Source organism: Pseudomonas huaxiensis, assembly GCF_003231275.1.
GTDB classification, from domain to species: Bacteria; Pseudomonadota; Gammaproteobacteria; order Pseudomonadales; family Pseudomonadaceae; genus Aquipseudomonas; species Aquipseudomonas huaxiensis.
This window is the reverse complement of sequence record NZ_QKVL01000009.1, coordinates 132,866-154,871: the sequence shown is the minus strand read 5'-3', so window position 1 is coordinate 154,871 and position 22,006 is coordinate 132,866. Positions and strand designations below refer to the sequence as shown.

The following is a 22,006-nucleotide window of genomic DNA, read 5'->3' as shown; positions in this document are numbered from 1 at the left end:
CTCAGGCCCCCGGTCGCTTGATGCCGGGCACACGGGCGCGGCCAGCCGCGATGTCCTGGCCGCGCTCGGTGAGGCTGGCAACCAGCACTGGGCCGATGTCGTCCAGGGAGACGGCGCCTTGCTCGGACAGCCACTGCAATTCGGTCTTCACCTGGTCGCGGCTGACTGAGTGGCCATAGCTGTCCAGGGCCGCATTCAGCACCGAGCTGTTGGCGCGGTAGGTCGGCATTTCAACCAGCAAACGTAGGATCACCAGGCGCATGTCCTGGCGCAGGAACTCTGCGTATGGGGTCATTTCTTTTCTCGCAGCAGGTAGTCATTGATTCGGTCCACCGAGCGGGCGATAGCCTGGACGCCCGACAGTTCGGCACGCACGGCTTTCATGTCGCCGAGCAGCTCGGCAATAGCCGCATGATCCGGCATGTGTCGCACACGCTCTTCAAGGGCAACGATGCGGGTACGAAGCTCCAGCAACTCTTGGGCACTTGCAGCCTGGCGGTTCGTCAGCCAGGTGTAGACGCCGAGGACCGTGAGGATCAGCCACTGCACGGTCTGAAAGCCGAAGTTCAGTTCATTCAGGTTCATCGAATCCCTCTCTTCTGCAGGTGCTCCAGGGCCGATTGGCAGTCCACGCAATGTTCAGTACCTGGCGCGGCCTGGCGGCGTTCTTCCGGGATTGCATCGCCGCACTCTTCGCAGCGATATGCCGAGGGGCCAGACCGCTTTTGCAGGCCGTTGCGGTGAACCAGCAAGGCCGCTTCGGTGAAATCGTTGTCTTGTGCCTGGTCAGCTACATCCATACGCGGTCAGTCCTTTTCTTGAAGATCGAGCACGGCGTTGAGCTGTGCCATGTTGTTGCGAGCCCACATGCCATAGTCCTGGGCATGGGCGAGGATGTCGGCAGGCGTAACGCCGCTTTCCAGTAGCTCGGCGCCAGTGCCGGGGGCGGTGCTGGTCGCTGCTTGAGGGTGGCCGGTAGTGGTGCCTTGGACGGTGGCGGGCACACCGAGGGCGGCGTTGTAGTCGCGCAGCCAGCCAGCAGTGAACACGCAACGAGGAATGGCAACAGGCTTGGACGCAGGCGCAGGCAGGTAGACGGTGGTGACATTGGGGATTCGCTCCTGGAGATGATCCAGCTCGGTTTGGTGTTGGGCCTTCGCGTTGATGAGTTGGGCTTCCGCATCGTTGGCACGGCGTATCTCGCTCAGCAGGTCGTCCAGGCTCTTCTGCCCATTTGCCAGGGCTTGCTCGGCGTATTGCTGTTTCAGCGCGGCGAGGTTGGCGGCTCCCAGCGCTGCGGCCTGACGAGAGCCAAGGCCATACCCAACTGATCCACTTGCCACAGCAGCCAGGGCGCAAGCCGCGACAGACCACGCAAACCCGGTGCGCAAAGACAAGACATCAAGTACGGCCATGTTTGATCCTCCTGCGGCTGTGCTTGCTGCGCGGGCGCCTTGTGGTGCAGGTCAGCCAGGTGCCAGCAGCAATCGGTGGGATGTACAACCAGGTGATGGGAAGCGGCACCAGCCGCAGCTTCACAATGGCGTGTCCTGGTCGGGGCCTTGCTTCACCAGCCGAGCGATGAAGAGCAGAAGTGCCAGGGCGCTGTTCAGCACCGCATAGGCGCGGTCTGAAAGCTGGGCTTCCCACATCGGCAAAACGCTCAGTTGAATGAAGCCGAACAGCGCAATCAGCAAGCCGATCTGGACGCTGTACAGGCGATAGCAACGCCGCCAGTTCGCGATCAGTTTCATGCTGGCTCCCCGTGGTAGGCATCGGGGATGATGCCGGCCAGTTGCAGGCCTTCGTTGATCAACGCTTCGCCGTACCAGTTGCCCTCAGGGAGCGGGCCGGCACCGTTTTCGTGACGGATGATTGCCTCGGTCAGCACTCGCATGGTTGGGAAGTCATACACGTCAATCCGACCATCTGGGCTCACGCCCACACGGGCGGCGACCTGGCGAATGTAGCTCTCGGTGTTGTTCTCGTTCGGCGGCGCCCAGCGTCCGATGATCTTGCGGATGGTCCGCAAGCCGTGCTTGTCCTGGTACGTGATCAGCGTGCGAGCGATGGCACGGATACCCCAGCGAGGGTCGGTGAACTGGACGAAGTCGGCATCACTCTGGTTCGCCGACATACCCTGCCAGCGTGTGCCTTTGACGTGGCGAATGTTGCCGGGGTTGGAGTTACGGATACCACGGGGGGAGTTGGGTCGCATGACGCCTCCTGCAGGTTGGGCGCCAGGGCGGCGCCGAAACGAACACGCCGCCATGATCGGCGGCGTGCAGCAGGAGTTCTTTTAATCGGGTTTAAAGAGAATCAGCTATCTGTCGCGGGTCGACTTTGACTGCAGTGCTTGGGTTTTGGTACTTCGACAACCTTTTGCGTCGCAGTGTCATAGTCGTATGACGTTAGGCACTCACGTGTTTTGAGATCATCGACTTTTTCGTTCCCAGCAACTGCCAAGCATTCCGTTCGGTTCTCTTGATACTGATCTAAGAAATCCTTGATTGTCCCTGGAATCGACTCTACGCCATTCTTGCGAGCTGCGTCGGTCTGGGCATTCCACCAACTGCGAGCGTTAACGCTAGCAATGCCACAGCGGCCAAGAGGGTCATAAATTGTGGCGCCAAACTGCTCTTTGGCCGATTCAGCCAAATCCCCAAACAGGCGACTGTGAGCACCTAGTGCCTGCAGGTTGCTACTCTGAATAACACTAGGACTCGCGAGCATAGTTTTGTCCAAAGCCTCCACTAGCCGTGTGGCCGCAACCAAAGCACTAGGGCTCCCACTAGAGTAGATAGGGGGCTGGGCAACAGTCGAATTCGCTTTCACGTCCGAGGCGGCAACCCCTGGCACCTGCTTTGCTTTTGGTCGAGGAGCTGAGTAGTGAGCGATGTAAAACGCGACAACCGCAATCACCATCCCAGCAAAGAAGATTGGCCAACGACTGGGCACTTTCCCCGTTTTTTTGTCTTTGAATAGTGCGGGTTTAAACAAACCAGCGATGGCAAGCACTACGAAAATCAAACCCATAACAGAAACAACGTCAGACATTCCTCTCTCCTTTAGATAGCCCTGTCCAGCGCTTATCGGATCAAAACCAGAACTTTCCTACGAACACACCGAATATAAACAGCCCACTAGCATGCGCTCTGTAGGTCAGTAAGAACTCTCGCAGAGGCATACGCTGTAGATACGCCGGCTTGGCTCCGCCTGCCAGAGGTTGAATCTGAAAGCCCTGGACAAACTCCAGCACACGCTGAAGCTCAGCTCGCTTTAGCTTGTTGAGATGGGTACGTCCGAAGGTCACGTCGCAGAAGTTATTCAGTTCAGACTTTGCATCCTTCTCGGTGGTCGTACGGAGAATCTTACCGACCAGTCGTCGCTTATCCTCTTCGTCCAAAAGATTGTCGAGTCGTCGCTGCAGCACGATGCGAGCCTGCTGGAACTGCTCAGCAGTAATGTCGCCGATCTGCTTAACACCGAGCTCGGCGAAGACAGCTCGCCAAATGTCCTTGGAGTCTGCTCCCAGCTCGCAGCACCTCGTACCTAGGTCGTATAACTCTTTCTTTTGAGCAGGTACAAGCTCGCGCGAATCGCGCTGAGTGCTGGCCTCATGATGGGCTGTGAAATTGAACTCGTAGTAATCGCCTCCAGCAGCCCTATTTTGTTCGCCGCCGACATTAACTTCCTTATCACCCACGAATCACTACTCCTCACTCCTTGTAGTCCCTACCTGCAGCTCTGTTACCCGAGCCGCTGACAACAACACTGCCGCCCTTAGCTGATTTTTTCGCCACGCCACCGCTCAGCAGCGATACGAGCAGTTGCTTTTTCTTCGTAGCACTGAGCCCCCGATAACTGTCGAGCAGAAGCTGTTCGTCTGAAGGCAACTGTCCCGACGCCAAGGCATTTGAGGCTGTGCGCTGCCCTGTTAGCACAAAGAGTATGTCGATCCCCGTGACTGCTAGGCGCCCAATTAGCTCAGCGGTAGCCCGCTTCCGCCCGGAACACACATCACGAAGCCCCTGACTAGAAGAATCACCAATGACCCGCGACGCATCGGCAAGCGAGAGGCCGTGGTGCTCCAGCTCATCCCGCAAGCGTATGTGTAAATGTTCCACGGACTCTATTGACACTGTGTAACCCTTACACCAAAATTAGTTCACACCATCCCACCACGAATGGTCACTTAGTCGGCACCAAAAGCGGCGCCATAACCCCTCGAAAGGAGCTTCCTTCATGAAGCTACGTACCCCCGACCAGGCTCGTGAGGAGCTCAAGTCAAAGGGCGTTTCGATCACCCAATGGGCGGTCGCCAACAAATTCTCCCCGAACCTTGTTTTCGAAGTGCTCGGTGGCCGCAAAAAGTGCATGCGCGGCCAGGCTCATGAAATTGCCATCAAACTGGGCTTGAAAGCTGGTGAGATCTGCACCGACCCGGCCAAGGCTTTGGAAGTCGCATGATGATCACATCAGCCCAAGCATCCAGTTCATCGGCCAGCCTCCGTTTCGCTGCAGCGTCTGCAGCAAAGAACGTTGGGCTCTGCCGTATTGACCGCCAGCCTGTAGCGATAGCCATTGGGTCAACCTGCCCGGATTGTACACAGATCCGCAGCAACTCTTCGATTACGAAGCTCTGCGCTTCTACTTGCGCTTGCAAACGTTGCAACTCGTTGTCCATCGCTGTCGCCCTGGCAGTAAATTTACCTGATCTCATTGTGCATGGCTCAATGACATTACCAATGGTCAAACGCGTTTTTTGTTTGGAAGGCCAAGCTGCGCCGACTGGGGAGTGCTTCCAATGAGCCCTCGTCAATGGAAACGCGTCCAGCCGACCAGCCTTCGTGACGCACTCAAGATGTGCCAGCAGCACGCCAAAGAACGCTCCAACCACAGCATCGAGCGTATCGCTGCGCTGATGGGGCTGGAGGATCACTGGGCGCTCTATAAGTGGATCGCCAACGGTCGTATGCCCGCTGTCTTGATCCCTGCCTACGAACAAGCCTGCGGCATTAGCTTGGTTACACGCTGGCTGGCCAGCAGCGGGGGCAAGCTGCTGATCGATGTGCCTGCTGGTCGTACTGCCAGCGCGCACGACATTCAGACCCTGCAGGCAACCCTGCACGATGCCACGGGCCAACTGATGGCCTTTTATGCAGACAACGTTGAGGCTGCCGCCGCCCTTGCCGCCATTCAAGCAGGCCTGGAAGAGCTGGCATGGCATCGCGGAAACGTGCAGCAGCATGCCCAGCCACAGCTTGAGCTTGGGGAGCAGCCATGAATAGGGAAGGCAAGTACACCTCTGAGCAGGTGCAACGTGTACTACGTGTGATGTTGGCTCTCGCTGGCAATGAGTTCCGGGGCATGCTCCTGAAGGAGGTAGCCCTAGCTGCCGAGTGCACGAACGACAACGCCTTGCGCGCTCTTGAAAACCTCCGCACTGCCGGACTGGCAGATCGCAGCCCTCATGACCATCACCGCTGGCTGCTGGGCTCTCGTCTTGTGCAGGTGTCCTTCGCATTCGATGAAGCCTTGAACAAGGCCCAGCACGAATTGCATGAGCGCCGTCAGCGCTACACCCGCATCCCCAACTGACTTAAGGAAGTTGTACATGGCCCGTAAAGCGAGCACCACGGAGATTAAACCGATGCCTGAGATCAACGCTCAGGCGTTCCAAGACGATGCCACTGCGCTGACTGCTTTGGGCAGTATCGCCCAAGGTATGCAAGAGGAGCGTGACCTGGTGAACCAGCTCTTGGGTCAGACTCAAATGGCTGATGCATTCGCTAAATTTTCCGTGACGGTCACGACTTCTAAACTGGCCTTCGTCAAGGAAAATAAGCTCTACAAGGCTCTCAAAGGGCAGAAAAGTCGTGACGGTCACGACTTTCTATCCGGCACCTGGCAGGAGTTTTGCGGAATTCTTGGTCGTTCTGTAGAGCAGGTGGACGAGGACATTCGTAACCTGCGTGCACTCGGCGAAGAAGCCCTTGAGTCTATGTCCCGCATGGGCATCGGATACCGCGAGCTACGCCAGTACCGCAAGCTTCCCGAAGACCAGAAAATGGCTCTGCTCGAAGCTGCGAAGTCAGGCGACAAGGAGGCTTTCGTTGATCTGGCCGAAGATCTGATCGCGAAGAACGCGAAGGATAAACAGGAGCTGGCCCAGCGACTCGACAATGTGAATGCCGACTATGAGGCGCAGGGCCAGGTCTTGGCTGACACATCGAGCAAGCTCCAGGATGCCAAGCTGGAGCTGGAGAAAACCCGTCGCTTGGTGACAGCTAGGACTGCCGACGAAAAGGTCAGTGCGATCCGCGAGGAGGCCACCAAGCTGGCAACAGAAGCGGAATCCGCCATCGCCTGCAAATTGCACCCAGCTATTCACTCTCTTGTCCAGCACACCGATGAGAGTGGCACTGATCACCGCGCAGTGATCGCGGGCCTACTCGCCCAAGTGGAGCGGGCTGTGTCCTCAATCAGGCTGGAGTACAGCATCCCGGCTACTCCCGACTCGGATGCAACCCCGGATTGGATGCGCGAAGACGCAGACCAGAAAGTCGCCAATGCATTGGCAGGGGCGTAACCCATGAACGCCGTTGTGACCCAACGTCTCGTTGATCTGGCCCGTGCGGTGGAAGTCGCCCCGCATGGCCAGCGTACCGAGCTCTGCCGAACAGCGGCCGTTGAGCTGGGCATGTCCCTGCCGACCATCTATCGAAAACTTCGGGAGGTCACTGTGAATCCCCCTCGCAAGCGCCGCACCGACGCTGGCCAGAGCACCTTGAGCGAGCAGGAAGCCTACCTCATCTCGGCATTGCTCCTGGAGTCGATCCGCGCCAACAACAAGCAACTCTCCACCGTTGAGCGTGCTGTGGAGCGGTTGCGTAGCAACGGCAAGATCCTGGCTGGTCGTATCGAAGAGAAGACGGGGGAGTTCGTACCGCTATCGATCAGTTCCATCAGCCGTGCTCTGCGGACTTACCGCCTGCACCCGGATCAACTGTTGCAACCGGAGCCGGCAGTCTCGCTGGCCAGCCGTCACCCAAACCACGTATGGCAAATCGACGCTTCGATCTCCACCCAGTTCTATCTGGACGATGATGGCGCCAAGACCATGAACCAGGCTGAGTTCTATGACGGCAAACCCAGCAACCTGAAAAAGATCGAACGCAAGCGGCTGTGGCGTTACGTCATTACCGATCACACCAGCGGTACCATCTATGTGCAGTACGTGTTGGGTGCCGAATCTTCGGAAAACCTATGCAACGTGTTGATCAGTTGCATGCAGAAGCGTGGCGAAAACGATCCCTTCCATGGCGTGCCGTTCATCATCATGACTGACCCTGGCGCGGCCATGACTTCGGCGATCTTCCGCAATCTGTGCAAGGCATTGAGTGTGGAGCTGATCATCAACAAGGTGGGCAACGCCCGCGCCAAAGGGCAGGTTGAACAGGCCCACAACATTGTTGAACGCGAATTCGAGTCGGCCTTGAAGCTACAGAAAGCCGAAACGCTGGAACAGATCAACGGCTGGGCGGGCCAGTGGATGCGCTACCACAATGCGACAGCCATCCATACGCGCCACCGTCGTACCCGGTATGGGCAGTGGCTCACCATTCAAGCAGACCAACTGCGCCTGGCGCCCGCTGTGGAGATTTGCCGAGAGTTGGCAGTGACCGCCCCCGAGACACGGAAGGTCAACGATTTCCTCCAGGTCTCCTATCGCGGCGGACAGTTCGACGTGTCCGGCATTCCAGAGATCATGGTGGGTGATTCCTTGCTGATCACCCGCAACCCCTGGCGTGACGAAGACAGCGCCCAGGTAGTGGTAACGAACGAGGACGGTCGGGAAGCCTTCCATGTGGTGGAGCGAATCGCCATTGATGCCAACGGCTTCAAGGCGACCTCCGCAGTGATCGGCGAATCCTTCAAGTCCCAGGCCGACACCCCAGCGCAGAAGGCACGTAAAGCCATCGAACAACTGGTCACCGGGACCGATTCCCAGGAAGACGCTACTGCTGCACGCAAGAAGCGGGCAGTGCCGTTCAACGGCGAGATCGATCCACACAAGCACATTACGGATACGGTGCTGCCGTCCTACATGCCACGACGCGGCGTTGCGTCGCCCCTTACCGCGCCCGTCGAGATCATGCCGCTTTCGCATGTTGAGGCTGCGAAGCTGCTACGCGTCCAACTAGGGACTGCCTGGACTGCTGACTCCATGACCTGGCTCAAAACCAACTACCCCAACGGCGTGCCGGAAGACCAACTCGACGTCATTACTCAGCAGTTGCGCATGCCTGCCCGGCCTGGTCTGCGTGTCGTGGGAGGGAACGCTTGATGCTGAAGCTCAAGGACGTGCTTGCCGAGGCGAAGGTGCCGCAAGCCGAGTTGGCCCGCTCGGTAGACCTGAGTCAGGCCGCCATTGCTCAACTGATCAACCACAACCAGTGGCCCAAGTCGCTGAACCGCAAGGCTTTGCAGGGACGCATCGAAACGTTCCTCGCTAAGCACAGCGCCAACGTGGCTGCCATCAGCGCAGCTTTCGAAGAAGTGGAGCCCCGGCGCACCAACGCCGAGGCCCCTGCATCCCCACCCGAAAACAACCAAGTAAACGACCAGGAGTGCGAGCCCATGCTAATGGCCAAACAGGTACTTACACCAGCAGCACGGAAACAGTTTGGTCTGTTCCGTGATCCGCTCGATGAACTGCAAGACGCTGCCGACATGTATGTAAGCCCGGATATTCGCTATGTGCGGGAGTCCATGCACCAGGTCGCACGACATGATGGGTTCTTGGCCGTGATCGGTGAATCCGGCGCAGGCAAGAGCACATTGCGCCGAGATTTGCACAACCGTCTGGAGGCGGAGAACGCTCCGGTGATGGTGATCGAGCCGTACATCCTCGCGATGGAAGACAACGACACCAAGGGCAAAACTCTCAAGAGTACACATATCGCGGAAGCGATCATGGCAGCGGTCGCGCCGCTGGAAAAAACCAAGTCCTCGCCAGAGGCTCGTTTCGCTCAAATGCACCGTGCATTGAAAACCAGCCATGCAGCCGGCAATCGACACTTGCTGATCATCGAAGAAGCCCATTCGCTGCCCATCCCGACGCTCAAGCAACTGAAGCGTCTGCGCGAGCTGGAGGTTGGTGGTTTTACAAAGCTGATCTCCATCATCCTGATCGGTCAGCCGGAGTTGCTGCACAAGCTGAGCCCCCGAAACGGCGAGGTACGGGAAGTTGCGCAACGCGTCGAGATCGTCGAACTGTTGCCCATCTCGGTTACTGCCGTGGAGCAACACCTTGCTTTCCGCTTTGGTCGACTTCAAAAACCCCTGCAGGAAATCATCAGTCAGTGTGGCATCCAGGCAATCATTCAACGCCTTAGCACCAGTGGCCGGGACAAGACCAGCCAGCTCTATCCGCTTGCTCTGAGCAACCTGACGAAGGCTGCCATGAACCTGGCCGCGCAGATCGGTGAGCCCCTGGTCACCGCTGACGTAGTGAAGGGGGTGTGAGATGGCGACCATAAATCCAAGCGCGCCTATCAGGCATCTGCACCTGGTGCCGGGTGCTATCGCCCCGGTCGAGCGGACCTTGCCGGCCTGCAACACCTTGACTCCTGAGTTGGCTCAAAAGCTGGCGGCCATCAACTCGGTATCCCGGAGCCTGCGCAAGGTTGGCGTTCGGGTCGAGGCGACGGTTGTTCTGGACGTTACGATTTTCATTGCGGCTGAGACCGCTGATTTTCTCGCGGTCGTGTTCCGCCAGCAGTGGCAAGGCGCTTGCTGGCGGACTTCCGGTAGCCGCACCAGGAACATGGTCACAATCCAAGGCGTGCGCGTGGTGTGGTTTACCCCGGTGAAGGAGCAGGACCAATGAGTTCTCAGCGCCTGAAATGCCGTCGCTGCCGGTGGACCGGAATTCACGACGACCTTCGTTCGCAGCCCCACCCTAAAGAGCCATGGCGCTGCGACAACGTATGTCCGCGCTGCGGCTGCAAAACCTTCTCCCCAATCGAGGCGCCCGTCCATGACTGACACCCAACAATCCCTGTCCGTCGAGATCCCTGCCGGCTTCGTAATGAATGCAGCAGGTCACCTAGTGCCGGAGCACCAGGTGCGCGAGCACGACAAGCTGCGCGACGGTGTTGCCCGTGACCTGGGTAACGCCGCTGAGCGCATCAGCGCTTCGCTGGCCGAGTTCAAGAAACAGGCCCTCGCGGATATTGCGGACCTGATCGCAGTCTCCTCGGATCGCTATGGAGTCAAACTCGGGGGCCAGAAAGGCAACGTCTCGATCACTACTTATGACGGTGAGTACAAGATCGAGCGCGCCTACGCTGACCGCATCGTGTTCACCGAAGAGATCCTCGCTGCGCGCGAGCTGATCAACAACTGCATCAGCACCTGGTCCGAAGGTGCTAACAACCATCTTCGAGTTCTGGTTGACCGGGCGTTCAGAGCAAACAAGCAAGGTCAACTGATGGTGAAGGACGTGCTCAGTTTGCTGCGCGTCGATATCGACGACCCTGTCTGGAGGACCGCCATGCAGGCCTTGAAAGACTCTATCCAGGTGAACGGCACGGCCGTCTACATCCGCGTGTACAAGCGGCACGACAACACTGACCAGTACGTACCGATCAACCTTACGTTGGCGGGGGTATGACATGGGCTTGCTAACCCACATGACCTGGCCTGAAAGCACCATGCTGCAGGTTCTGGAAGATGCCGAACAAACCATGGCTAATACCTTCGACATCGTTTGCCTGGAGCTGAATGACGGTCGTACCTTCACCATCGCGGTGATCTGCGGCGCCGGAGCAGACGAAGCCCATCGGGTGCTCTCCGAGATGCAGGAGGCTGTGAACTGATATGGATCAAGACCGCATTCTCGACAAAATCAAGAAATGCCTGGAGATGGCCAAGGGCAAGGGGTCCAACCCGAACGAGGCAGAGATAGCCTTACGTCAGGCTCACAAGCTGATGGAAGCCTACAACTTGGAAATGGGTGATGTGCTGGCCAGCATGGCTGGTGAGACCAAGGTGGCTGCTGGATCAGAGAGCGATCCACCTGCTTGGCGAGTACGTCTGGCCCATGTCTGCGCAGAGGCTTTCGGCGCGCACCTCATCATTAGCGCTCCTTGGTTCGAGCATGCCTCATTTATCTTCATCGGCTGCGGGGCAGCACCAGAGCTGGCAGGCTACGCCTATCAGGTGCTGGAGCGTCAACTGCAGAAGGCACGCCGCGACTACCTGGCCACACAGAAACGTTGTAAACGCTCTACCAAGGTCGCTCACGGCGATGCTTTCGCACACGGATGGATCGACGCGGTGCTGGCCAAGGTGGAGCAGTTCTCAGGAGTCGAGGACAACATTGCCGAGGCGATCCAGGCCTACATGGAGAAGAAATACCCGGACCTCGGCACAGCCAAGATGAAACGCCGCAAGCTCAAGGCTCGCGACGAGGTTGCTAGCGACGCCGGGTACGAGGTAGGCCGCTCTGCCCAGTTGCATCACGCCGTTGGCCATCAGCCAGTCGCGCGACTGACCCAGGGGGTGTGATATGTCGCAAGCGAACCCATTCAACCGGCCCGGCCAGGAGTATGGATCGGTGGATACCGAAAGCCGCATCCGCGCCCTTGAGCATTTCAATGTCGACCAATGCCGTGCTGCACTCGCTTTGCCCCACCTGCAGAAGTCCGTGGAAAAGAAGCTGCGTAGCCGGATTCGTCAGTTGGAGAAGCTCACAACCCCTGCCTCGAACGAACGGGAGAACAGCTTGTGACTACTACACCGTCCAATTCAGATCGGCTGCGTCTGATCAAGCTGATCCATGTTGCTCGTCGTGAACTTCAGATGGACGAGGACACCTATCGCCTGATGCTTGCAGCGATGCCTGGCCTTGACGGGGCAACTTCGACAGCCAAGTTGAACGTTCCAAAGCTTCACCTGGTTTTGGAGCAACTCAAGGCAAAGGGCTTCAAGGTTCGTCCAAACAACAAGGGCAAGCGGCCAGTGGCCGCTGACCCTTGGTCCAAGAAGATTCGGTCGCTGTGGCTGACCTTACGTGACCAGGGAGCACTGCGAGATTCATCTGAGGAAGCCCTGGTCAAGTTCGTCCACGGCCAAACGGGGGCGCACGCTCTGCAATGGCTCGACGCCAAGCAGGCACACCAGGTCATCGAATCGCTGAAACAATGGATTGCTCGCAAAGAGCAGGTGGGGGCATGAAAGGCGTAAGTCGAGGTCCGGCTGGGGATCTACTGGATGACCTGGCCGAGCAGGTAGCAGTTGCGGCCATCGATGCCTTCGGCGTATCGAAGGACGCCGGCACCGCATTGGGAACCGACGTAGCTATGCGCATGATTGAGCAGTGGGGTGGGCAAATGTTGTATATGCCCAAGGGGGTTCGTATCGAGGCGTCGCGCATACATCATCAGATTTACGAAGAATGGAAGGGGAACAACCACCGTGAGCTGGCTCGCAAATATGGCTTCTCACTGCAGTTCATCTACCGAGTGATCAAAGTGCTACGCAAGGCTGATCTGAATAGCCGCCAACCTGATATGTTCAGCCCGCCCGGTCACGATTGACCGGGCTTCACATCATTGCAGTATGCGCAACACAATTGCAGTTGCCATCCCACCTTGGCCCATCGCTTGCCGGACTATCCCGGATTTATCTCGCCACTCCCCTAGGGTTTATCTCAGTCCCCATCACTTGGGCTTCGCGAGCAAGCTCACTCCCACCCTGGACAACCACCACCGCCCTCCCCCTTCCATCAATCCCCCGAAACGTGAATGATGGCGGGATGCCACAAACATCCCATCAAGGAGAAACGCGATGTTCGATCTGAGTGAAGTCAGCTACGTCAAACGCATCGTGGTCGGCAATACGGACCCGGCCAATCCGCTCTCGCAAGCCGCGATCGAAAGCCAGACAGAACTGCTCAACCGCTGCCTGAGCAACACGCCCAAGGGCAGGATCATCGGCCTCGAAAAGACGCTGGCATCGGTCGAGGTAGCGGGCCGCCAGGAAGCGCTGCAAGCGCTGGTCTACCACGTCGGCTTTGCCCGCAAGCCCCATTGGTTGAACGAACATGAATAAGGCAAGGCGCGCCAGCCCGGCCAAACTCCAGCCGCAGCCGAGGCCCTGATGGGAAAGGTGCTGATCGATATTGCCGGCAGTCACTACCAGCGTATCTGGGGTGCCCACGGAACAGGCAACCTAGACCATCTGGGCGACCTCGAACGGTCGTCCTTGATCTGGCGAAACAACCGCGGATGGACGGTCAGGTCCAGCGACGTTCGATGGGTGCTCAGCGGGGAAAGCAAATACACCGCGACCCTGCGCGCCGTCCGCAAGAAAAAACTCAGGCACAAGTGGGACAGCGCACGCATGAGCGGGCGCTACGGTGACAAGGCCCGCGAAGAGAAACTGATTCTGCGCAACGTCAAAGTCCTCAAGCGACTCCTGGCCAAGGTGAAATCCTGTGGTTTGAAGGCGTCGGCGACCTACACCGAAGAGCTGGCGTCGGTCTCGGACAACACGATGTTCATCAACGGCGAGTTTGACGACCAATCATCCTTTCAGGCGGCAGCCTGGTTCGAACACAGCGGGAACGACTGGACGCCGCAGGCGGTGTGTGTCGTCACCATCGAGGACATCACCGGGCACCCCGCGCTCTATCCATTGTGCCCGGAACAAAAGGCCCGAACAGTGGACTGCGGCCTGGAAAGCCTGCGCTTCGACTCGCCGCCGATGTACGCCGAGTCGGCCATTGCCATTGAAGGCACCGAGACGACGATGCCGATTCTGCAGGGCGCGCATTATTACCAGGCCTTCCAGTTCGGCCCCAATCTCCAGCGAGCGGTCCGCAACCGCATGCCGCTGGTGCTGATGTGCGAACAGTCCGATGGTTGCCTATGGCGCTCCACCCCCTTCGATCTCGAGTTCGCCAACGTCCGCCTGTCCCACTGCGTGCTCAATATGGTCACCCAAACGCTGGAGGGCGCCACACACAGCACCTGCTATCTCGTAGGCTTTGGCCTGGATGACCGCCGCTACTACACCGACCTCGGCCGTGACGACTGGGTGCTGTGCTGGAACCTCTACCCGGAAGAGGGACTCGGCTTCGAGCCCTCAGACGTCGAGGACGCCGACTCGGACGCCAACGCGGCGCTGGCCGGTGAGGAAGATGACTTTTTCCTGGACTGCGACAGCGAGTTTCCACCGCTGGGAGAGCTGGAACGCCTTGATGCCTGGATGGGCGGTGCGGCATGGCGCAGTGGTGCGCTGTCGTCGCAGTTGTACAACGCCCTTACCGATGCCCAGTTCCTGCATCTGCAGTTCGGCATCGACCTGACCACCGGCGTCATGACGGATGTCGCACTGATGTTTCGCGGCACACCCACACTCGACTCACCGAATGAGCACTTTTCCTATGGCCGATCACTGTTCCGGGTCGTCCTGGGACAGCCATTCAGCGATGGCGCGGCCAACATTGTCCATGAGTCGCACCTGAAGGCGACAGTCTGCGGCATCGTCTGCGAAGGCTACCGGGAGGCCGGCGAGCAAACCTCCATTCTCAACCTGCGCCCCCTGAATGACGCCAATATCCCCGCACTGATCCACGCCATGCAAATCAACCTGCAAAGCGACCCACAGCCCCCGATTACCCAGTTCGCACTGCGCCTGGAACTGACCACAGGACGCTGGTCGATCCAGGCCAGCAACGACGAGAACCTCGACTTCATCGTCCTGAACCCGACAATCAATCCGATTCCAACGGAGGAAAGCTAATGGCGGTCCGCATCATCAGTTGGAACATTTTCAACTTCGCGGCCGGCACGTCCGGGGTCATGAGCAGAACCGACAGCAGGAACCGGATGCTGGATGTGATTCACCCGAGCGCCGGGGCCGCCGCTTGCGATATTTTCGTGATCATCGAGCCGACGACCAAGAAAGGTAAAGTCGGCACCGTCGCCACCGGTGGCGGCCCCAGCGGTGGCACGCAGATTCTCGGGCACCTCCACCTTCGGGCCAATGGCGGCCCGGACTGGGCGCTGGTACCGCCGCGCGTCATCTATAGCAAGACGAATGGCGCCGGCAAAGGCGAAACCGTGCTGGTGTTCTATCGCACCTCGATCGTCACGCACGTGGCGGAGGCGGTACTGACGAACTCGACCAAGACCATCATCCCCAACTGGGAGATTCTCGGCGTGCGAGAAAGCTGCCCGTTCAATGTCACCTTCCGCGATGTAGCAACCGCTACCGATTTCGAGCTGATCGCGCAGCATGCCCCGAGCCCGAGCTACGGCTCCGACAATAACCGCAAGGCCAACCTGGGTGTGGCGGCGGTGGGCACGCACGCCACCGTTACCGGCAAGACCAGAGTGGTGTACCTGGGCGATCTGAACCTGTGCGCCGTGCCCTCACCTCCCGTGCCGACCTGTGATCAGGCGGGGCACGATGACGACCGCACCACGCTGGCCGGCCTGGGGTTAACCCTGGTGTCCGATCGGACGCGCTCCAGCCTCAAATCGGGCGCGGCAGTCTGGGACAACTACCGCGAACACGCCTACGACAACATCCTTGCCAAAGGCCACACCGCAGCGAACGCTGCCGGCGTGATCGATCTGGTCGCCCCTCTGGTCGCCACCAAACCCACGCCGATCGCGGCGAACGTGTTCCGTAGCAGCACGGTCTTCCACAAGATCCGCATCATCAAGAAAGGCGGGATCAGCGACCACCTGCCGGTCAAGGTGACACTCACCTTCTGAGTTACCGCCAGGCGTACGGAGGTTCCAGAAACGGCGGCCAGCGCTCCTCTTCGATCTCGCCTTCGTCTTCCTCTGCCTCTTCCGTGGCCGGCGGCGTCGCGGTCAGCAGGATGTCGGCGCGCTCCACCGCCTGGGTCGATTCGTTGCGCTGAAGGGTGATCTCGATATTCCAGTCCCCCGCCGGCAGCTCCTGCTTATCGAGGGTGACGAAACCGGTGCTGTCCAGCGTGCCCTCAGCCAGCAAGCTGCCTTCGAGCAGCAATTTATACGGCGTGTCTGCCAGCGGCGCGTTGTCCTCGCCCATTACCGTCACTTCGATGCACGGCTGCTGGCACGGCAGGATCGGGTCGCCCAGTTCGGTGGACGACGCCAGCGCGACCACCTCCTTGTCCATGGCGGCATAGGCGGCGACCGCATCGTCGTCGGGCGGAACGATCACCGGCGGCACCACCGCGAACACCAGCGGTTCGAACTTCATCTCCGCGCCCTCTTTTCCAGCAGCCAGTCGCGCACCTGCGCATCAAGCACATCGAGCCGGTCCGACGGTCGCAGGCGTGCGTCGTTGAGCGTTGCATGAACCCAGGTATTCGGTGAATCCGCGCCCAGGCTGTCATCCAGCGCCATGGCCACATTCGCCAGGCGCAGCATGTCCGGCCTGTCGCGCACGCCGCAGTCTTGCGCCAACGCGTAGACGGCACGCAGACGCACCTCTAGCGCCGGCGGACCGAGGCGTTCGACGCGTCGCGGCCAATGCTCGGCCACGCGCACGGCCGCCTGCCGGAGAAACAGCTCGTCAGCGGACTGGCCCAACTGACGCAGTTGCTCGCTACTGATCACCAGCATCAAAGCCCCCGGCGCTGAACACCTGCCAACCGTTGCCCTCTTCCTGCTCCACCACCAGCCGCTTCATGGGCCCGAGCAGCGCCTGGTATTGCGCCGAGTCGCAGGAAGGCAAAAACACCCCGAGTACCCGCGGGTCGTAGAAGCGGAACATCAGCACGCGACGATCCTCGGTGCGTACCCGCAGGAACTTCTTGCAGTGGCGGCGCAACTGATCGATGGACACCTGCGCCGGCACTTCGATGAAGATCCCCCAAGCCTTGCCCCAGCCTCGCCGCAGCAAATCCAGGCTGGCCGGCGCGCCGGGCGTGAGCTTGACCAACCACGGCGCGGCGGCTTTCAGCCGGGGGATCAACGGGCCTGAGTACAGGCAACTGGATTCAAGCCCGCTGCGTTCGAGCAAGGCCACGATGGCCGGGTCGCGAGCGCCGTCGAGCAGCCAGTAGATCTGGTCGTCGGGCGACTCGCTGTCCTCGGGCCAGAGCAGCGCGGGCAAGCGCTCCAGCGCCGACAGTGGCGGGACAGTCTCGGTGTTCTCTTCGCTCATGCGTTGCGCTCGCAAATTTCACAGAAAGGGGTACCAGTAACAGCGGCCTGTTCCAGCGCAGCCGCTTGCGCCCCCTGCACGGCTTCGACCGGTTGCGGCGGTACTGGCGCTGATGCCGTATGGCTTGCGGCGGCGCGGGATTGCTTCGCCTGCTCGCACACCTCGCAGAAGGGCGTCCCCTCCTCGGCGGCCTGTTCCAGTACCGCCGCTTGTACATCCTGCACGGCCGCGACCTCTGGCGAGGGCGTCGTGTCGGCAGCGGCGGGAGCAGCCCGGGCTTGCCGGGCCTGCTCGCATACCTCACAGAACGGTGTCGCCTCTTGCGCGCCCTGCTCCAGTATGGCCGCGAGGGTTTCCTGGGCGGCGGCCACTTCAGCCGTCGGTTGCTCGACCAGCGCCGCCGCCACGGCAGGAGCCGGTGCGGGTGCGGGTGCGGCGGCTTCAACCGGTGGGGGGGCGCTGGCGGGGGCGGCGGCGGCAACAGCGGCAGGCCGCTCGCTGGGGGCGACCACCGCCGGGCTGGCGAAGGTATCGACCCGTGGCCACACACGCGGCCGGTGGACGTAGACATCGGCACGCAAACTGCCGAAGCGCAGTTCATTGGCGACCTGCTGCAGCACCTGATCGTCGCTGAGCTGGTGGATCATCAGGGTTTGCCGGGCCAGCACCCGGCGCAGTTCGAACAGTTGGCCGGTGCCGCGCAAGTGGCGTTGCACGAAGGCGTCGGCCTGCCACGCGTCGTGCAACTCGACGCGGCGCTGCCAGGCGAGCGCCCCGCTGTCGGGGCGGCTGGTGCTGAATTCAGCCTGTTCGCACAGCTCGATCTGCTCTGCGCCGTCCGCCACCCATAACCGCATGTTCCGTCCCTGGACGCTTGTCGTAGCGAGCCATATACGAAATGGCCAGCCCCGTGTCAATACGCCACTACCCGCGACACCGGTCAGCCGGGGAAAACCGTGCTCACTCGGCCATCTGCAATTCCGGCAGCTTGACCCGGAACGCGCGGGTCGCCACCAGCAGGCAGATCAACCCCAGGCCCATCCAGATCAGGCCGATGGTGAACGACAGGCTCGACAGGCTGCTCCACAACCACAAGGTGATAAAGAAGCCCGACACCGGCAACGCGCCGTACAGCAGGCCGTTACGCACACCACGGCGTTTCTGGTCGATCAGGTAATGCTTGACCACCGCCAGGTTGACCGCCGAGAACGCGAACAGCGCGCCGAAGCTGATCATGTTGGCGACGGTGTCGAGGGTGATGAACAGCGCCACCAACGACAACACGCTGACCAGCATGATCGCGCTGGCCGGCACCCGTTTCTTCGACACCAGGCGACCGAACACGCGGGGCAGCGCACCGTCCCGGCCCATGGCGAACAGTACCCTCGACACGCTGGCCTGGGACACCATCGCCGAGGCGAAGCAGCCCGCGACATAGGTGGCAGTGAAAGCCGAACCGAGCAGATCACCACCGACCCGACGCATGACCTCCACCGACGCCGAGTCGGGGTCATTGAAGGTGCTCCACTCCGGGTAGACCATCTGCGCGCACCAGGACACCACGACGAACAACACGCCGCCGAGCAGCGTGACCAGCATGATCGCCAGTGGGATGCGGAATTTCGGATTGGCGGTTTCCTCGGCCATGGTCGAGACCGCGTCGAAGCCGACGAACGACACACAAAGCACGGCCGCGCCGGTCATGATCAGCGGGAAACTGAAGCCCTCATGATGAAACGGCGCCAGCAACGACACCGGCTCGGCCTGCGCCGACAGGCTTTGCACCGACAAGCCGACGAACACGGCGATGAAGATCAGTTGGGCGACCACCAGCACGCAGTTGACCCGGGTGATGGACTCGATGCCGATCAGGTTGAAGAAGGTCACCAGGGCAATGGAACCGAGCACCCACACCCAGGGATGAACGGCCGGAAAGTATTCGGACATGTAGATGCCGATCAGCAGATAGCTGAGCATCGGCAGGAAGATGTAGTCGAGCAGCAGGGTCCAGCCGGCCATAAAGCCGAAACAGGGCCCGAACGCCTTGCGGGTGTAGGTGTAGACCGAGCCCGAATAAGGATGGGCCTGAACCATGCAACCGTAGCTGTAAGCGGTGAACAGCATGGCGGCGAGGGTCAGCAGGTAGGCGGTGGGCAAGTGCCCCTTGGTCATCTCGGTGACCAGCCCGTAGGTGGTGAACACCGCCAGCGGAACCATGTAGGCGAGCCCGAACAGCACCAGCGCGGTGAAGCCCAGGGACTGGCGAAAACGACCGGTGTGCGAGGAAGGGTGAGACGGCGTATCGGCCACGTTTGTTGTTGTATTCATTGCAGACTCCTGGAATCGGGATGCAGGACGCCGCGGCAGGCGAAAGGCTTCGCTGCCGTTGTGACTCTTGTTATGGAAGGGCACGCAAGACGGCCACCCCGGCCGGGGTGGCGCGCCGTTCAACTCAGCACTTGCCGGCGATCCGCGCGGTGCGGTCCACGGCGATGCGGGTCTTCTCGACCAGTTCGTCCAGCTCGGCGCGGGTCGCCACCAGGGCGGGCGCCATGATCATCCGGCCCAGGGTCGAGCGGATAATCACGCCCTCCTCGAAACCGAAGGTGCGGCATTGCCAGGCCAGGTCGTTTTCGTTGGCGAAGCGCTTGCGCGTGGCCTTGTCCTCGGCGAACTGCAAAGCCGCCACCAGGCCCGCGCCCTGGATCTCGCCGATCAGCGGATGGTCGGCGAACACTTCACGCAGGATCTTCTGCAGGTACGGGCCGGTGTCGTCCTTGACCTGGCGGACGATGCCCTCATCGCGCAGCGCCTTGAGGTTGGCCAGCGCCACGGCGGCGGCGACCGGGTGGCCGGAATAGGTCAGCCCGTGGGCGAACACCCCGCCCTGCTCCACCAGCGCATCGGCAATGCGCTTGCCCAGCACCAGGCCGCCCATGGGCACGTAGCCAGAGGTCAGGCCCTTGGCGATCGACAGGGTGTCCGGCTCGAAGCCGAAGTATTCATGGGCGAACCACTCGCCGGTGCGGCCAAAACCGCCGATCACTTCATCGGCGCACAGCAGCACATCGTACTGACGGCAGATGCGCTGGATTTCCGGCCAGTAGCTTTCCGGCGGGAAGATCATCCCGCCCGCGCCCTGGAAGGGTTCGGCGATAAAGCCGGCGACATTTTCCGCACCCAGTTCGAGAATCTTCTCTTCCAGTTGCAGCGCGCAGCGGCGACCGAACTCGGCCGGGGTCAGCTCGCCGCCCTGGGCGTACCAGTACGGCTCGTCGATGTGCGCGACGTCGGGAATCAGGCCGCCCATTTCGTGCATGAACTTCATGCCGCCCAGCGCGGTGGCCGCCAGGGTCGAGCCGTGGTAGCCGTTCCAGCGGCCGATCATGATCTTCTTCTGCGGCTTGCCGACCACCTGCCAGTAACGACGCACGGTGCGGATCAGCACCTCGTTGGCTTCGGAGCCGGAGTTGGTGTAGATGACGTGGCTGTAATGTCCCGGCAGCAGGCTGAACAGCAGTTCGGACAGCTCGATCACCGCCGGGTGGGTGGTGTGGAAAAACAGGTTGTAATACGGCAGTTGGTCCATCTGCGCAGCGGCGGCGGCGGTCAGGTCCTTGCGCCCGTAACCGAGCTGGGTGCACCACAGGCCGGACATGCCATCCAGGTAACGGTTGCCGTCGTTGTCCCACAGATACAGGCCCTCGCCGCGGACGATCACCCGAGGCCCTTCGGCATTGAGCGCCTTCTGATCCAGAAACGCATGGATATGGTGGGCGGCATCGGCCTTCTGGTAGTCGCGGGTCTGGCGTTGCGGTGCGAAGGGTGCATTCATGGCGTTTTTCTCTCTTGTAGGTAGGCGAGCGGTTGCGTTCAGCGACGCTTGCTCATGTAGCTTTCCAGCGGGTCCTTGCTGAGTACGCCCTGGGCGGCCGCCAGGGAATCGATGAACAGGGAAAACAGCTCCGATTGCGTGCCGATATCGAGCTTGCTGTAGACGTTCTTGCGGTGCGATTTGATGGTGTCTTCCGAGACCGCGAGGCGCTCGGCCAGCGAGCGCGTCGAGTGACCGCGCAGGATCAACTGGGCGATGCGGCATTCGCGCTCGGTCAGGATCGACGAGCCGAAATTGTTCAGCGCCGTATGGATGCGCTGCTCCAGCTGGTTTTCGAAGCGCGTGCCGCGCAGGTCGAAGCCGATGAAGTGCTTGCCGAGCAAGGCCAGGACCCAGGGCGCGATGCGTTTGAACTGCGCGGTGGTGGCCGCGTCGAGTTTCTCGGTGAAGGCCAGCGACACCGCCAGGCTCAGCCCGGGGGACGGCTGCAGGATGTAGTTCAGTTCGTCCTGCAGGTGCGAGTGGCGGTAGAACGACTGGTAATACTCGCTCAGTTCGAAATGATCGGGAGCGACCTCGGCCAGCTCGAAGCAACCGGACACTGCGTTCTCCACGCAGGCGCCGTAGAACGGATCGAGCAGGTAGAAACCGGACAGGTAATGACGCACGTTGCCTTGTGGCAGCCAAGGACCGTCCAGCTCGAACAACGCGCTGGGCATGCCGCCGTGGGGGTAGAGATAGAGCGTGGTGGCCTGGATGGGCTGGATGCAGCCGAGGGTTTCGAACAGCGTCGCGGCGAATCCCCGGTGGCCGATGCTCTCGGTCACCTTGGCCATCTGTTCGAACCATTGCGCAGAAACAAGCTGGTCGTTTTCCACTTCAAAGACTCGCCGAAAGAACGCTGGGGGACGGCACCCGCCTGATCGGCGGCGCCGGGGTTGAAAGGATGTTCCCACGTGGTGGGAGGGACCGAAATCACCCGTTGGG

General features: G+C 60.5%; 31 protein-coding genes. 16 read left to right on the top strand and 15 right to left on the bottom strand.

What is annotated here, in order from left to right; genetic code table 11:
* Nucleotide 1: 1 nt before the first annotated feature.
* The 8 genes from DM374_RS13295 to DM374_RS13260 all read right to left on the bottom strand — a co-directional run bounded on the left by DM374_RS13295 (nucleotide 2) and on the right by DM374_RS13260 (nucleotide 3,706).
* Nucleotides 2-295, bottom strand: coding sequence for a VpaChn25_0724 family phage protein (locus tag DM374_RS13295; protein ID WP_110970237.1), 294 nt, complete (start codon nucleotides 293-295; stop codon nucleotides 2-4).
* A complete protein-coding gene (locus DM374_RS13290) occupies nucleotides 292-585 on the bottom strand; it encodes a DUF2730 family protein (protein ID WP_110970236.1) in 294 nt (97 codons plus the stop codon). The genes DM374_RS13295 and DM374_RS13290 overlap by 4 nt, the downstream gene beginning before the upstream one ends.
* Nucleotides 582-800, bottom strand: a complete 219-nt coding sequence (locus DM374_RS13285) for a TraR/DksA C4-type zinc finger protein (protein ID WP_110970235.1) — start codon at nucleotides 798-800, stop codon at nucleotides 582-584. The genes DM374_RS13290 and DM374_RS13285 overlap by 4 nt, the downstream gene beginning before the upstream one ends.
* A gap of 6 nt (nucleotides 801-806) precedes the next feature.
* Complete coding sequence (locus tag DM374_RS13280) at nucleotides 807-1,415, bottom strand: lysis protein (protein ID WP_110970234.1); 609 nt, start codon at nucleotides 1,413-1,415, stop codon at nucleotides 807-809.
* Nucleotides 1,416-1,535: 120 nt separating this feature from the next.
* Nucleotides 1,536-1,754: a DUF7940 domain-containing protein gene (locus DM374_RS13275; RefSeq protein WP_110970233.1), complete on the bottom strand. Its 219-nt coding sequence runs from the start codon at nucleotides 1,752-1,754 to the stop codon at nucleotides 1,536-1,538.
* The gene (locus DM374_RS13270) at nucleotides 1,751-2,218 is read right to left on the bottom strand and encodes a structural protein (protein ID WP_110970232.1); all 468 of its coding nucleotides are present in this window, start codon (nucleotides 2,216-2,218) and stop codon (nucleotides 1,751-1,753) included. Before DM374_RS13270 ends, DM374_RS13275 begins: the two co-directional genes overlap by 4 nt.
* 101 nt (nucleotides 2,219-2,319) lie before the next feature.
* Nucleotides 2,320-3,057, bottom strand: coding sequence for an ECF transporter S component family protein (locus DM374_RS13265; RefSeq protein WP_110970231.1), 738 nt, complete (start codon nucleotides 3,055-3,057; stop codon nucleotides 2,320-2,322).
* Nucleotides 3,058-3,097: 40 nt separating this feature from the next.
* Nucleotides 3,098-3,706 carry a hypothetical protein gene (locus tag DM374_RS13260; RefSeq protein WP_110970230.1) on the bottom strand — a complete coding sequence of 203 codons (609 nt, stop codon included), beginning with the start codon at nucleotides 3,704-3,706 and terminating at the stop codon, nucleotides 3,098-3,100.
* 539 nt (nucleotides 3,707-4,245) lie between these two features.
* Between DM374_RS13260 and DM374_RS13250 the strand changes: the two genes are divergently transcribed.
* The 16 genes from DM374_RS13250 to DM374_RS13175 all read left to right on the top strand — a co-directional run bounded on the left by DM374_RS13250 (nucleotide 4,246) and on the right by DM374_RS13175 (nucleotide 15,797).
* Nucleotides 4,246-4,470: a DNA-binding protein gene (locus DM374_RS13250; RefSeq protein WP_110970228.1), complete on the top strand. Its 225-nt coding sequence runs from the start codon at nucleotides 4,246-4,248 to the stop codon at nucleotides 4,468-4,470.
* A 337-nt stretch (nucleotides 4,471-4,807) separates the two neighbouring features.
* On the top strand, nucleotides 4,808-5,287 hold the full coding sequence (locus tag DM374_RS13245) for a hypothetical protein (protein WP_110970227.1): 480 nt from the start codon (nucleotides 4,808-4,810) through the stop codon (nucleotides 5,285-5,287).
* Nucleotides 5,284-5,601 carry a hypothetical protein gene (locus DM374_RS13240; RefSeq protein ID WP_110970226.1) on the top strand — a complete coding sequence of 106 codons (318 nt, stop codon included), beginning with the start codon at nucleotides 5,284-5,286 and terminating at the stop codon, nucleotides 5,599-5,601. Before DM374_RS13245 ends, DM374_RS13240 begins: the two co-directional genes overlap by 4 nt.
* A 16-nt stretch (nucleotides 5,602-5,617) precedes the next feature.
* Nucleotides 5,618-6,592, top strand: a complete 975-nt coding sequence (locus DM374_RS13235; protein WP_225422496.1) for an AAA family ATPase — start codon at nucleotides 5,618-5,620, stop codon at nucleotides 6,590-6,592.
* A 3-nt stretch (nucleotides 6,593-6,595) separates the two neighbouring features.
* Nucleotides 6,596-8,350 (top strand): DDE-type integrase/transposase/recombinase, encoded by a 1,755-nt coding sequence (locus tag DM374_RS13230; RefSeq protein ID WP_110970225.1) that lies wholly within the window; start codon nucleotides 6,596-6,598, stop codon nucleotides 8,348-8,350.
* Nucleotides 8,350-9,531, top strand: a complete 1,182-nt coding sequence (locus DM374_RS13225; protein WP_110970224.1) for an ExeA family protein — start codon at nucleotides 8,350-8,352, stop codon at nucleotides 9,529-9,531. Before DM374_RS13230 ends, DM374_RS13225 begins: the two co-directional genes overlap by 1 nt.
* Nucleotide 9,532: 1 nt before the next feature.
* Nucleotides 9,533-9,895, top strand: a complete 363-nt coding sequence (locus tag DM374_RS13220; protein ID WP_177431555.1) for a hypothetical protein — start codon at nucleotides 9,533-9,535, stop codon at nucleotides 9,893-9,895.
* A 150-nt stretch (nucleotides 9,896-10,045) separates the two neighbouring features.
* Nucleotides 10,046-10,681 (top strand): DUF3164 family protein, encoded by a 636-nt coding sequence (locus tag DM374_RS13215; RefSeq protein ID WP_225422495.1) that lies wholly within the window; start codon nucleotides 10,046-10,048, stop codon nucleotides 10,679-10,681.
* Between the two features lies 1 nt (nucleotide 10,682).
* Nucleotides 10,683-10,886, top strand: coding sequence for a hypothetical protein (locus DM374_RS13210; RefSeq protein WP_110970223.1), 204 nt, complete (start codon nucleotides 10,683-10,685; stop codon nucleotides 10,884-10,886).
* Nucleotide 10,887: 1 nt separating this feature from the next.
* A complete protein-coding gene (locus tag DM374_RS13205) occupies nucleotides 10,888-11,577 on the top strand; it encodes a DUF2786 domain-containing protein (RefSeq protein ID WP_110970222.1) in 690 nt (229 codons plus the stop codon).
* A gap of 1 nt (nucleotide 11,578) precedes the next feature.
* A complete protein-coding gene (locus tag DM374_RS13200; RefSeq protein WP_110970221.1) occupies nucleotides 11,579-11,800 on the top strand; it encodes a hypothetical protein in 222 nt (73 codons plus the stop codon).
* Nucleotides 11,797-12,246, top strand: coding sequence for a gp16 family protein (locus DM374_RS13195; RefSeq protein ID WP_225422494.1), 450 nt, complete (start codon nucleotides 11,797-11,799; stop codon nucleotides 12,244-12,246). Before DM374_RS13200 ends, DM374_RS13195 begins: the two co-directional genes overlap by 4 nt.
* Nucleotides 12,243-12,608, top strand: a complete 366-nt coding sequence (locus DM374_RS13190) for a Mor transcription activator family protein (protein WP_157969693.1) — start codon at nucleotides 12,243-12,245, stop codon at nucleotides 12,606-12,608. The genes DM374_RS13195 and DM374_RS13190 overlap by 4 nt, the downstream gene beginning before the upstream one ends.
* Nucleotides 12,609-12,858: 250 nt before the next feature.
* A complete protein-coding gene (locus DM374_RS13185; RefSeq protein WP_110970219.1) occupies nucleotides 12,859-13,122 on the top strand; it encodes a hypothetical protein in 264 nt (87 codons plus the stop codon).
* Between the two features lie 48 nt (nucleotides 13,123-13,170).
* Nucleotides 13,171-14,817 (top strand): hypothetical protein, encoded by a 1,647-nt coding sequence (locus DM374_RS13180; protein WP_110970218.1) that lies wholly within the window; start codon nucleotides 13,171-13,173, stop codon nucleotides 14,815-14,817.
* A complete protein-coding gene (locus DM374_RS13175; RefSeq protein WP_110970217.1) occupies nucleotides 14,817-15,797 on the top strand; it encodes an exonuclease/endonuclease/phosphatase family protein in 981 nt (326 codons plus the stop codon). The genes DM374_RS13180 and DM374_RS13175 overlap by 1 nt, the downstream gene beginning before the upstream one ends.
* Before the next feature lies 1 nt (nucleotide 15,798).
* Here the strand turns inward: DM374_RS13175 and DM374_RS13170 are convergent, their stop codons facing one another.
* From DM374_RS13170 to DM374_RS13140, 7 genes are all read right to left on the bottom strand, one after another.
* Nucleotides 15,799-16,275, bottom strand: a complete 477-nt coding sequence (locus DM374_RS13170) for a hypothetical protein (protein WP_110970216.1) — start codon at nucleotides 16,273-16,275, stop codon at nucleotides 15,799-15,801.
* Nucleotides 16,272-16,640 carry a hypothetical protein gene (locus tag DM374_RS13165; protein WP_110970215.1) on the bottom strand — a complete coding sequence of 123 codons (369 nt, stop codon included), beginning with the start codon at nucleotides 16,638-16,640 and terminating at the stop codon, nucleotides 16,272-16,274. Before DM374_RS13165 ends, DM374_RS13170 begins: the two co-directional genes overlap by 4 nt.
* A complete protein-coding gene (locus tag DM374_RS13160) occupies nucleotides 16,624-17,184 on the bottom strand; it encodes a DUF4123 domain-containing protein (protein ID WP_110970214.1) in 561 nt (186 codons plus the stop codon). The genes DM374_RS13165 and DM374_RS13160 overlap by 17 nt, the downstream gene beginning before the upstream one ends.
* Entirely contained in the window at nucleotides 17,181-18,041 is an 861-nt protein-coding gene (locus DM374_RS13155; RefSeq protein WP_157969692.1) for a hypothetical protein, read from the bottom strand. Before DM374_RS13155 ends, DM374_RS13160 begins: the two co-directional genes overlap by 4 nt.
* A gap of 103 nt (nucleotides 18,042-18,144) precedes the next feature.
* The gene (locus tag DM374_RS13150) at nucleotides 18,145-19,512 is read right to left on the bottom strand and encodes an APC family permease (RefSeq protein WP_110970212.1); all 1,368 of its coding nucleotides are present in this window, start codon (nucleotides 19,510-19,512) and stop codon (nucleotides 18,145-18,147) included.
* Nucleotides 19,513-19,636: 124 nt separating this feature from the next.
* Nucleotides 19,637-21,019 (bottom strand): aspartate aminotransferase family protein, encoded by a 1,383-nt coding sequence (locus DM374_RS13145; RefSeq protein ID WP_110970211.1) that lies wholly within the window; start codon nucleotides 21,017-21,019, stop codon nucleotides 19,637-19,639.
* A gap of 38 nt (nucleotides 21,020-21,057) precedes the next feature.
* A complete protein-coding gene (locus DM374_RS13140) occupies nucleotides 21,058-21,855 on the bottom strand; it encodes a response regulator transcription factor (RefSeq protein WP_110970270.1) in 798 nt (265 codons plus the stop codon).
* Nucleotides 21,856-22,006: the final 151 nt, after the last annotated feature.

What these genes read in the sequence shown, in the direction of transcription:
- DM374_RS13205 (WP_110970222.1), top strand. Translation starts at nt 10,888, where the DNA reads ATGGATCAAGACCGCATTCTCGACAAAATCAAGAAATGCCTGGAGATG.
- DM374_RS13290 (WP_110970236.1), bottom strand. Translation starts at nt 585, where the DNA reads ATGAACCTGAATGAACTGAACTTCGGCTTTCAGACCGTGCAGTGGCTG.
- DM374_RS13140 (WP_110970270.1), bottom strand. Translation starts at nt 21,855, where the DNA reads ATGGCCAAGGTGACCGAGAGCATCGGCCACCGGGGATTCGCCGCGACG.
- DM374_RS13275 (WP_110970233.1), bottom strand. Translation starts at nt 1,754, where the DNA reads ATGAAACTGATCGCGAACTGGCGGCGTTGCTATCGCCTGTACAGCGTC.
- DM374_RS13210 (WP_110970223.1), top strand. Translation starts at nt 10,683, where the DNA reads ATGGGCTTGCTAACCCACATGACCTGGCCTGAAAGCACCATGCTGCAG.
- DM374_RS13215 (WP_225422495.1), top strand. Translation starts at nt 10,046, where the DNA reads ATGACTGACACCCAACAATCCCTGTCCGTCGAGATCCCTGCCGGCTTC.
- DM374_RS13225 (WP_110970224.1), top strand. Translation starts at nt 8,350, where the DNA reads ATGCTGAAGCTCAAGGACGTGCTTGCCGAGGCGAAGGTGCCGCAAGCC.
- DM374_RS13150 (WP_110970212.1), bottom strand. Translation starts at nt 19,512, where the DNA reads ATGAATACAACAACAAACGTGGCCGATACGCCGTCTCACCCTTCCTCG.
- DM374_RS13295 (WP_110970237.1), bottom strand. Translation starts at nt 295, where the DNA reads ATGACCCCATACGCAGAGTTCCTGCGCCAGGACATGCGCCTGGTGATC.
- DM374_RS13160 (WP_110970214.1), bottom strand. Translation starts at nt 17,184, where the DNA reads ATGAGCGAAGAGAACACCGAGACTGTCCCGCCACTGTCGGCGCTGGAG.
- DM374_RS13220 (WP_177431555.1), top strand. Translation starts at nt 9,533, where the DNA reads ATGGCGACCATAAATCCAAGCGCGCCTATCAGGCATCTGCACCTGGTG.
- DM374_RS13285 (WP_110970235.1), bottom strand. Translation starts at nt 800, where the DNA reads ATGGATGTAGCTGACCAGGCACAAGACAACGATTTCACCGAAGCGGCC.
- DM374_RS13170 (WP_110970216.1), bottom strand. Translation starts at nt 16,275, where the DNA reads ATGAAGTTCGAACCGCTGGTGTTCGCGGTGGTGCCGCCGGTGATCGTT.
- DM374_RS13240 (WP_110970226.1), top strand. Translation starts at nt 5,284, where the DNA reads ATGAATAGGGAAGGCAAGTACACCTCTGAGCAGGTGCAACGTGTACTA.
- DM374_RS13165 (WP_110970215.1), bottom strand. Translation starts at nt 16,640, where the DNA reads ATGCTGGTGATCAGTAGCGAGCAACTGCGTCAGTTGGGCCAGTCCGCT.
- DM374_RS13245 (WP_110970227.1), top strand. Translation starts at nt 4,808, where the DNA reads ATGAGCCCTCGTCAATGGAAACGCGTCCAGCCGACCAGCCTTCGTGAC.
- DM374_RS13270 (WP_110970232.1), bottom strand. Translation starts at nt 2,218, where the DNA reads ATGCGACCCAACTCCCCCCGTGGTATCCGTAACTCCAACCCCGGCAAC.
- DM374_RS13155 (WP_157969692.1), bottom strand. Translation starts at nt 18,041, where the DNA reads ATGCGGTTATGGGTGGCGGACGGCGCAGAGCAGATCGAGCTGTGCGAA.
- DM374_RS13250 (WP_110970228.1), top strand. Translation starts at nt 4,246, where the DNA reads ATGAAGCTACGTACCCCCGACCAGGCTCGTGAGGAGCTCAAGTCAAAG.
- DM374_RS13280 (WP_110970234.1), bottom strand. Translation starts at nt 1,415, where the DNA reads ATGGCCGTACTTGATGTCTTGTCTTTGCGCACCGGGTTTGCGTGGTCT.
- DM374_RS13185 (WP_110970219.1), top strand. Translation starts at nt 12,859, where the DNA reads ATGTTCGATCTGAGTGAAGTCAGCTACGTCAAACGCATCGTGGTCGGC.
- DM374_RS13175 (WP_110970217.1), top strand. Translation starts at nt 14,817, where the DNA reads ATGGCGGTCCGCATCATCAGTTGGAACATTTTCAACTTCGCGGCCGGC.
- DM374_RS13190 (WP_157969693.1), top strand. Translation starts at nt 12,243, where the DNA reads ATGAAAGGCGTAAGTCGAGGTCCGGCTGGGGATCTACTGGATGACCTG.
- DM374_RS13145 (WP_110970211.1), bottom strand. Translation starts at nt 21,019, where the DNA reads ATGAATGCACCCTTCGCACCGCAACGCCAGACCCGCGACTACCAGAAG.
- DM374_RS13200 (WP_110970221.1), top strand. Translation starts at nt 11,579, where the DNA reads ATGTCGCAAGCGAACCCATTCAACCGGCCCGGCCAGGAGTATGGATCG.
- DM374_RS13235 (WP_225422496.1), top strand. Translation starts at nt 5,618, where the DNA reads ATGGCCCGTAAAGCGAGCACCACGGAGATTAAACCGATGCCTGAGATC.
- DM374_RS13265 (WP_110970231.1), bottom strand. Translation starts at nt 3,057, where the DNA reads ATGTCTGACGTTGTTTCTGTTATGGGTTTGATTTTCGTAGTGCTTGCC.
- DM374_RS13230 (WP_110970225.1), top strand. Translation starts at nt 6,596, where the DNA reads ATGAACGCCGTTGTGACCCAACGTCTCGTTGATCTGGCCCGTGCGGTG.
- DM374_RS13180 (WP_110970218.1), top strand. Translation starts at nt 13,171, where the DNA reads ATGGGAAAGGTGCTGATCGATATTGCCGGCAGTCACTACCAGCGTATC.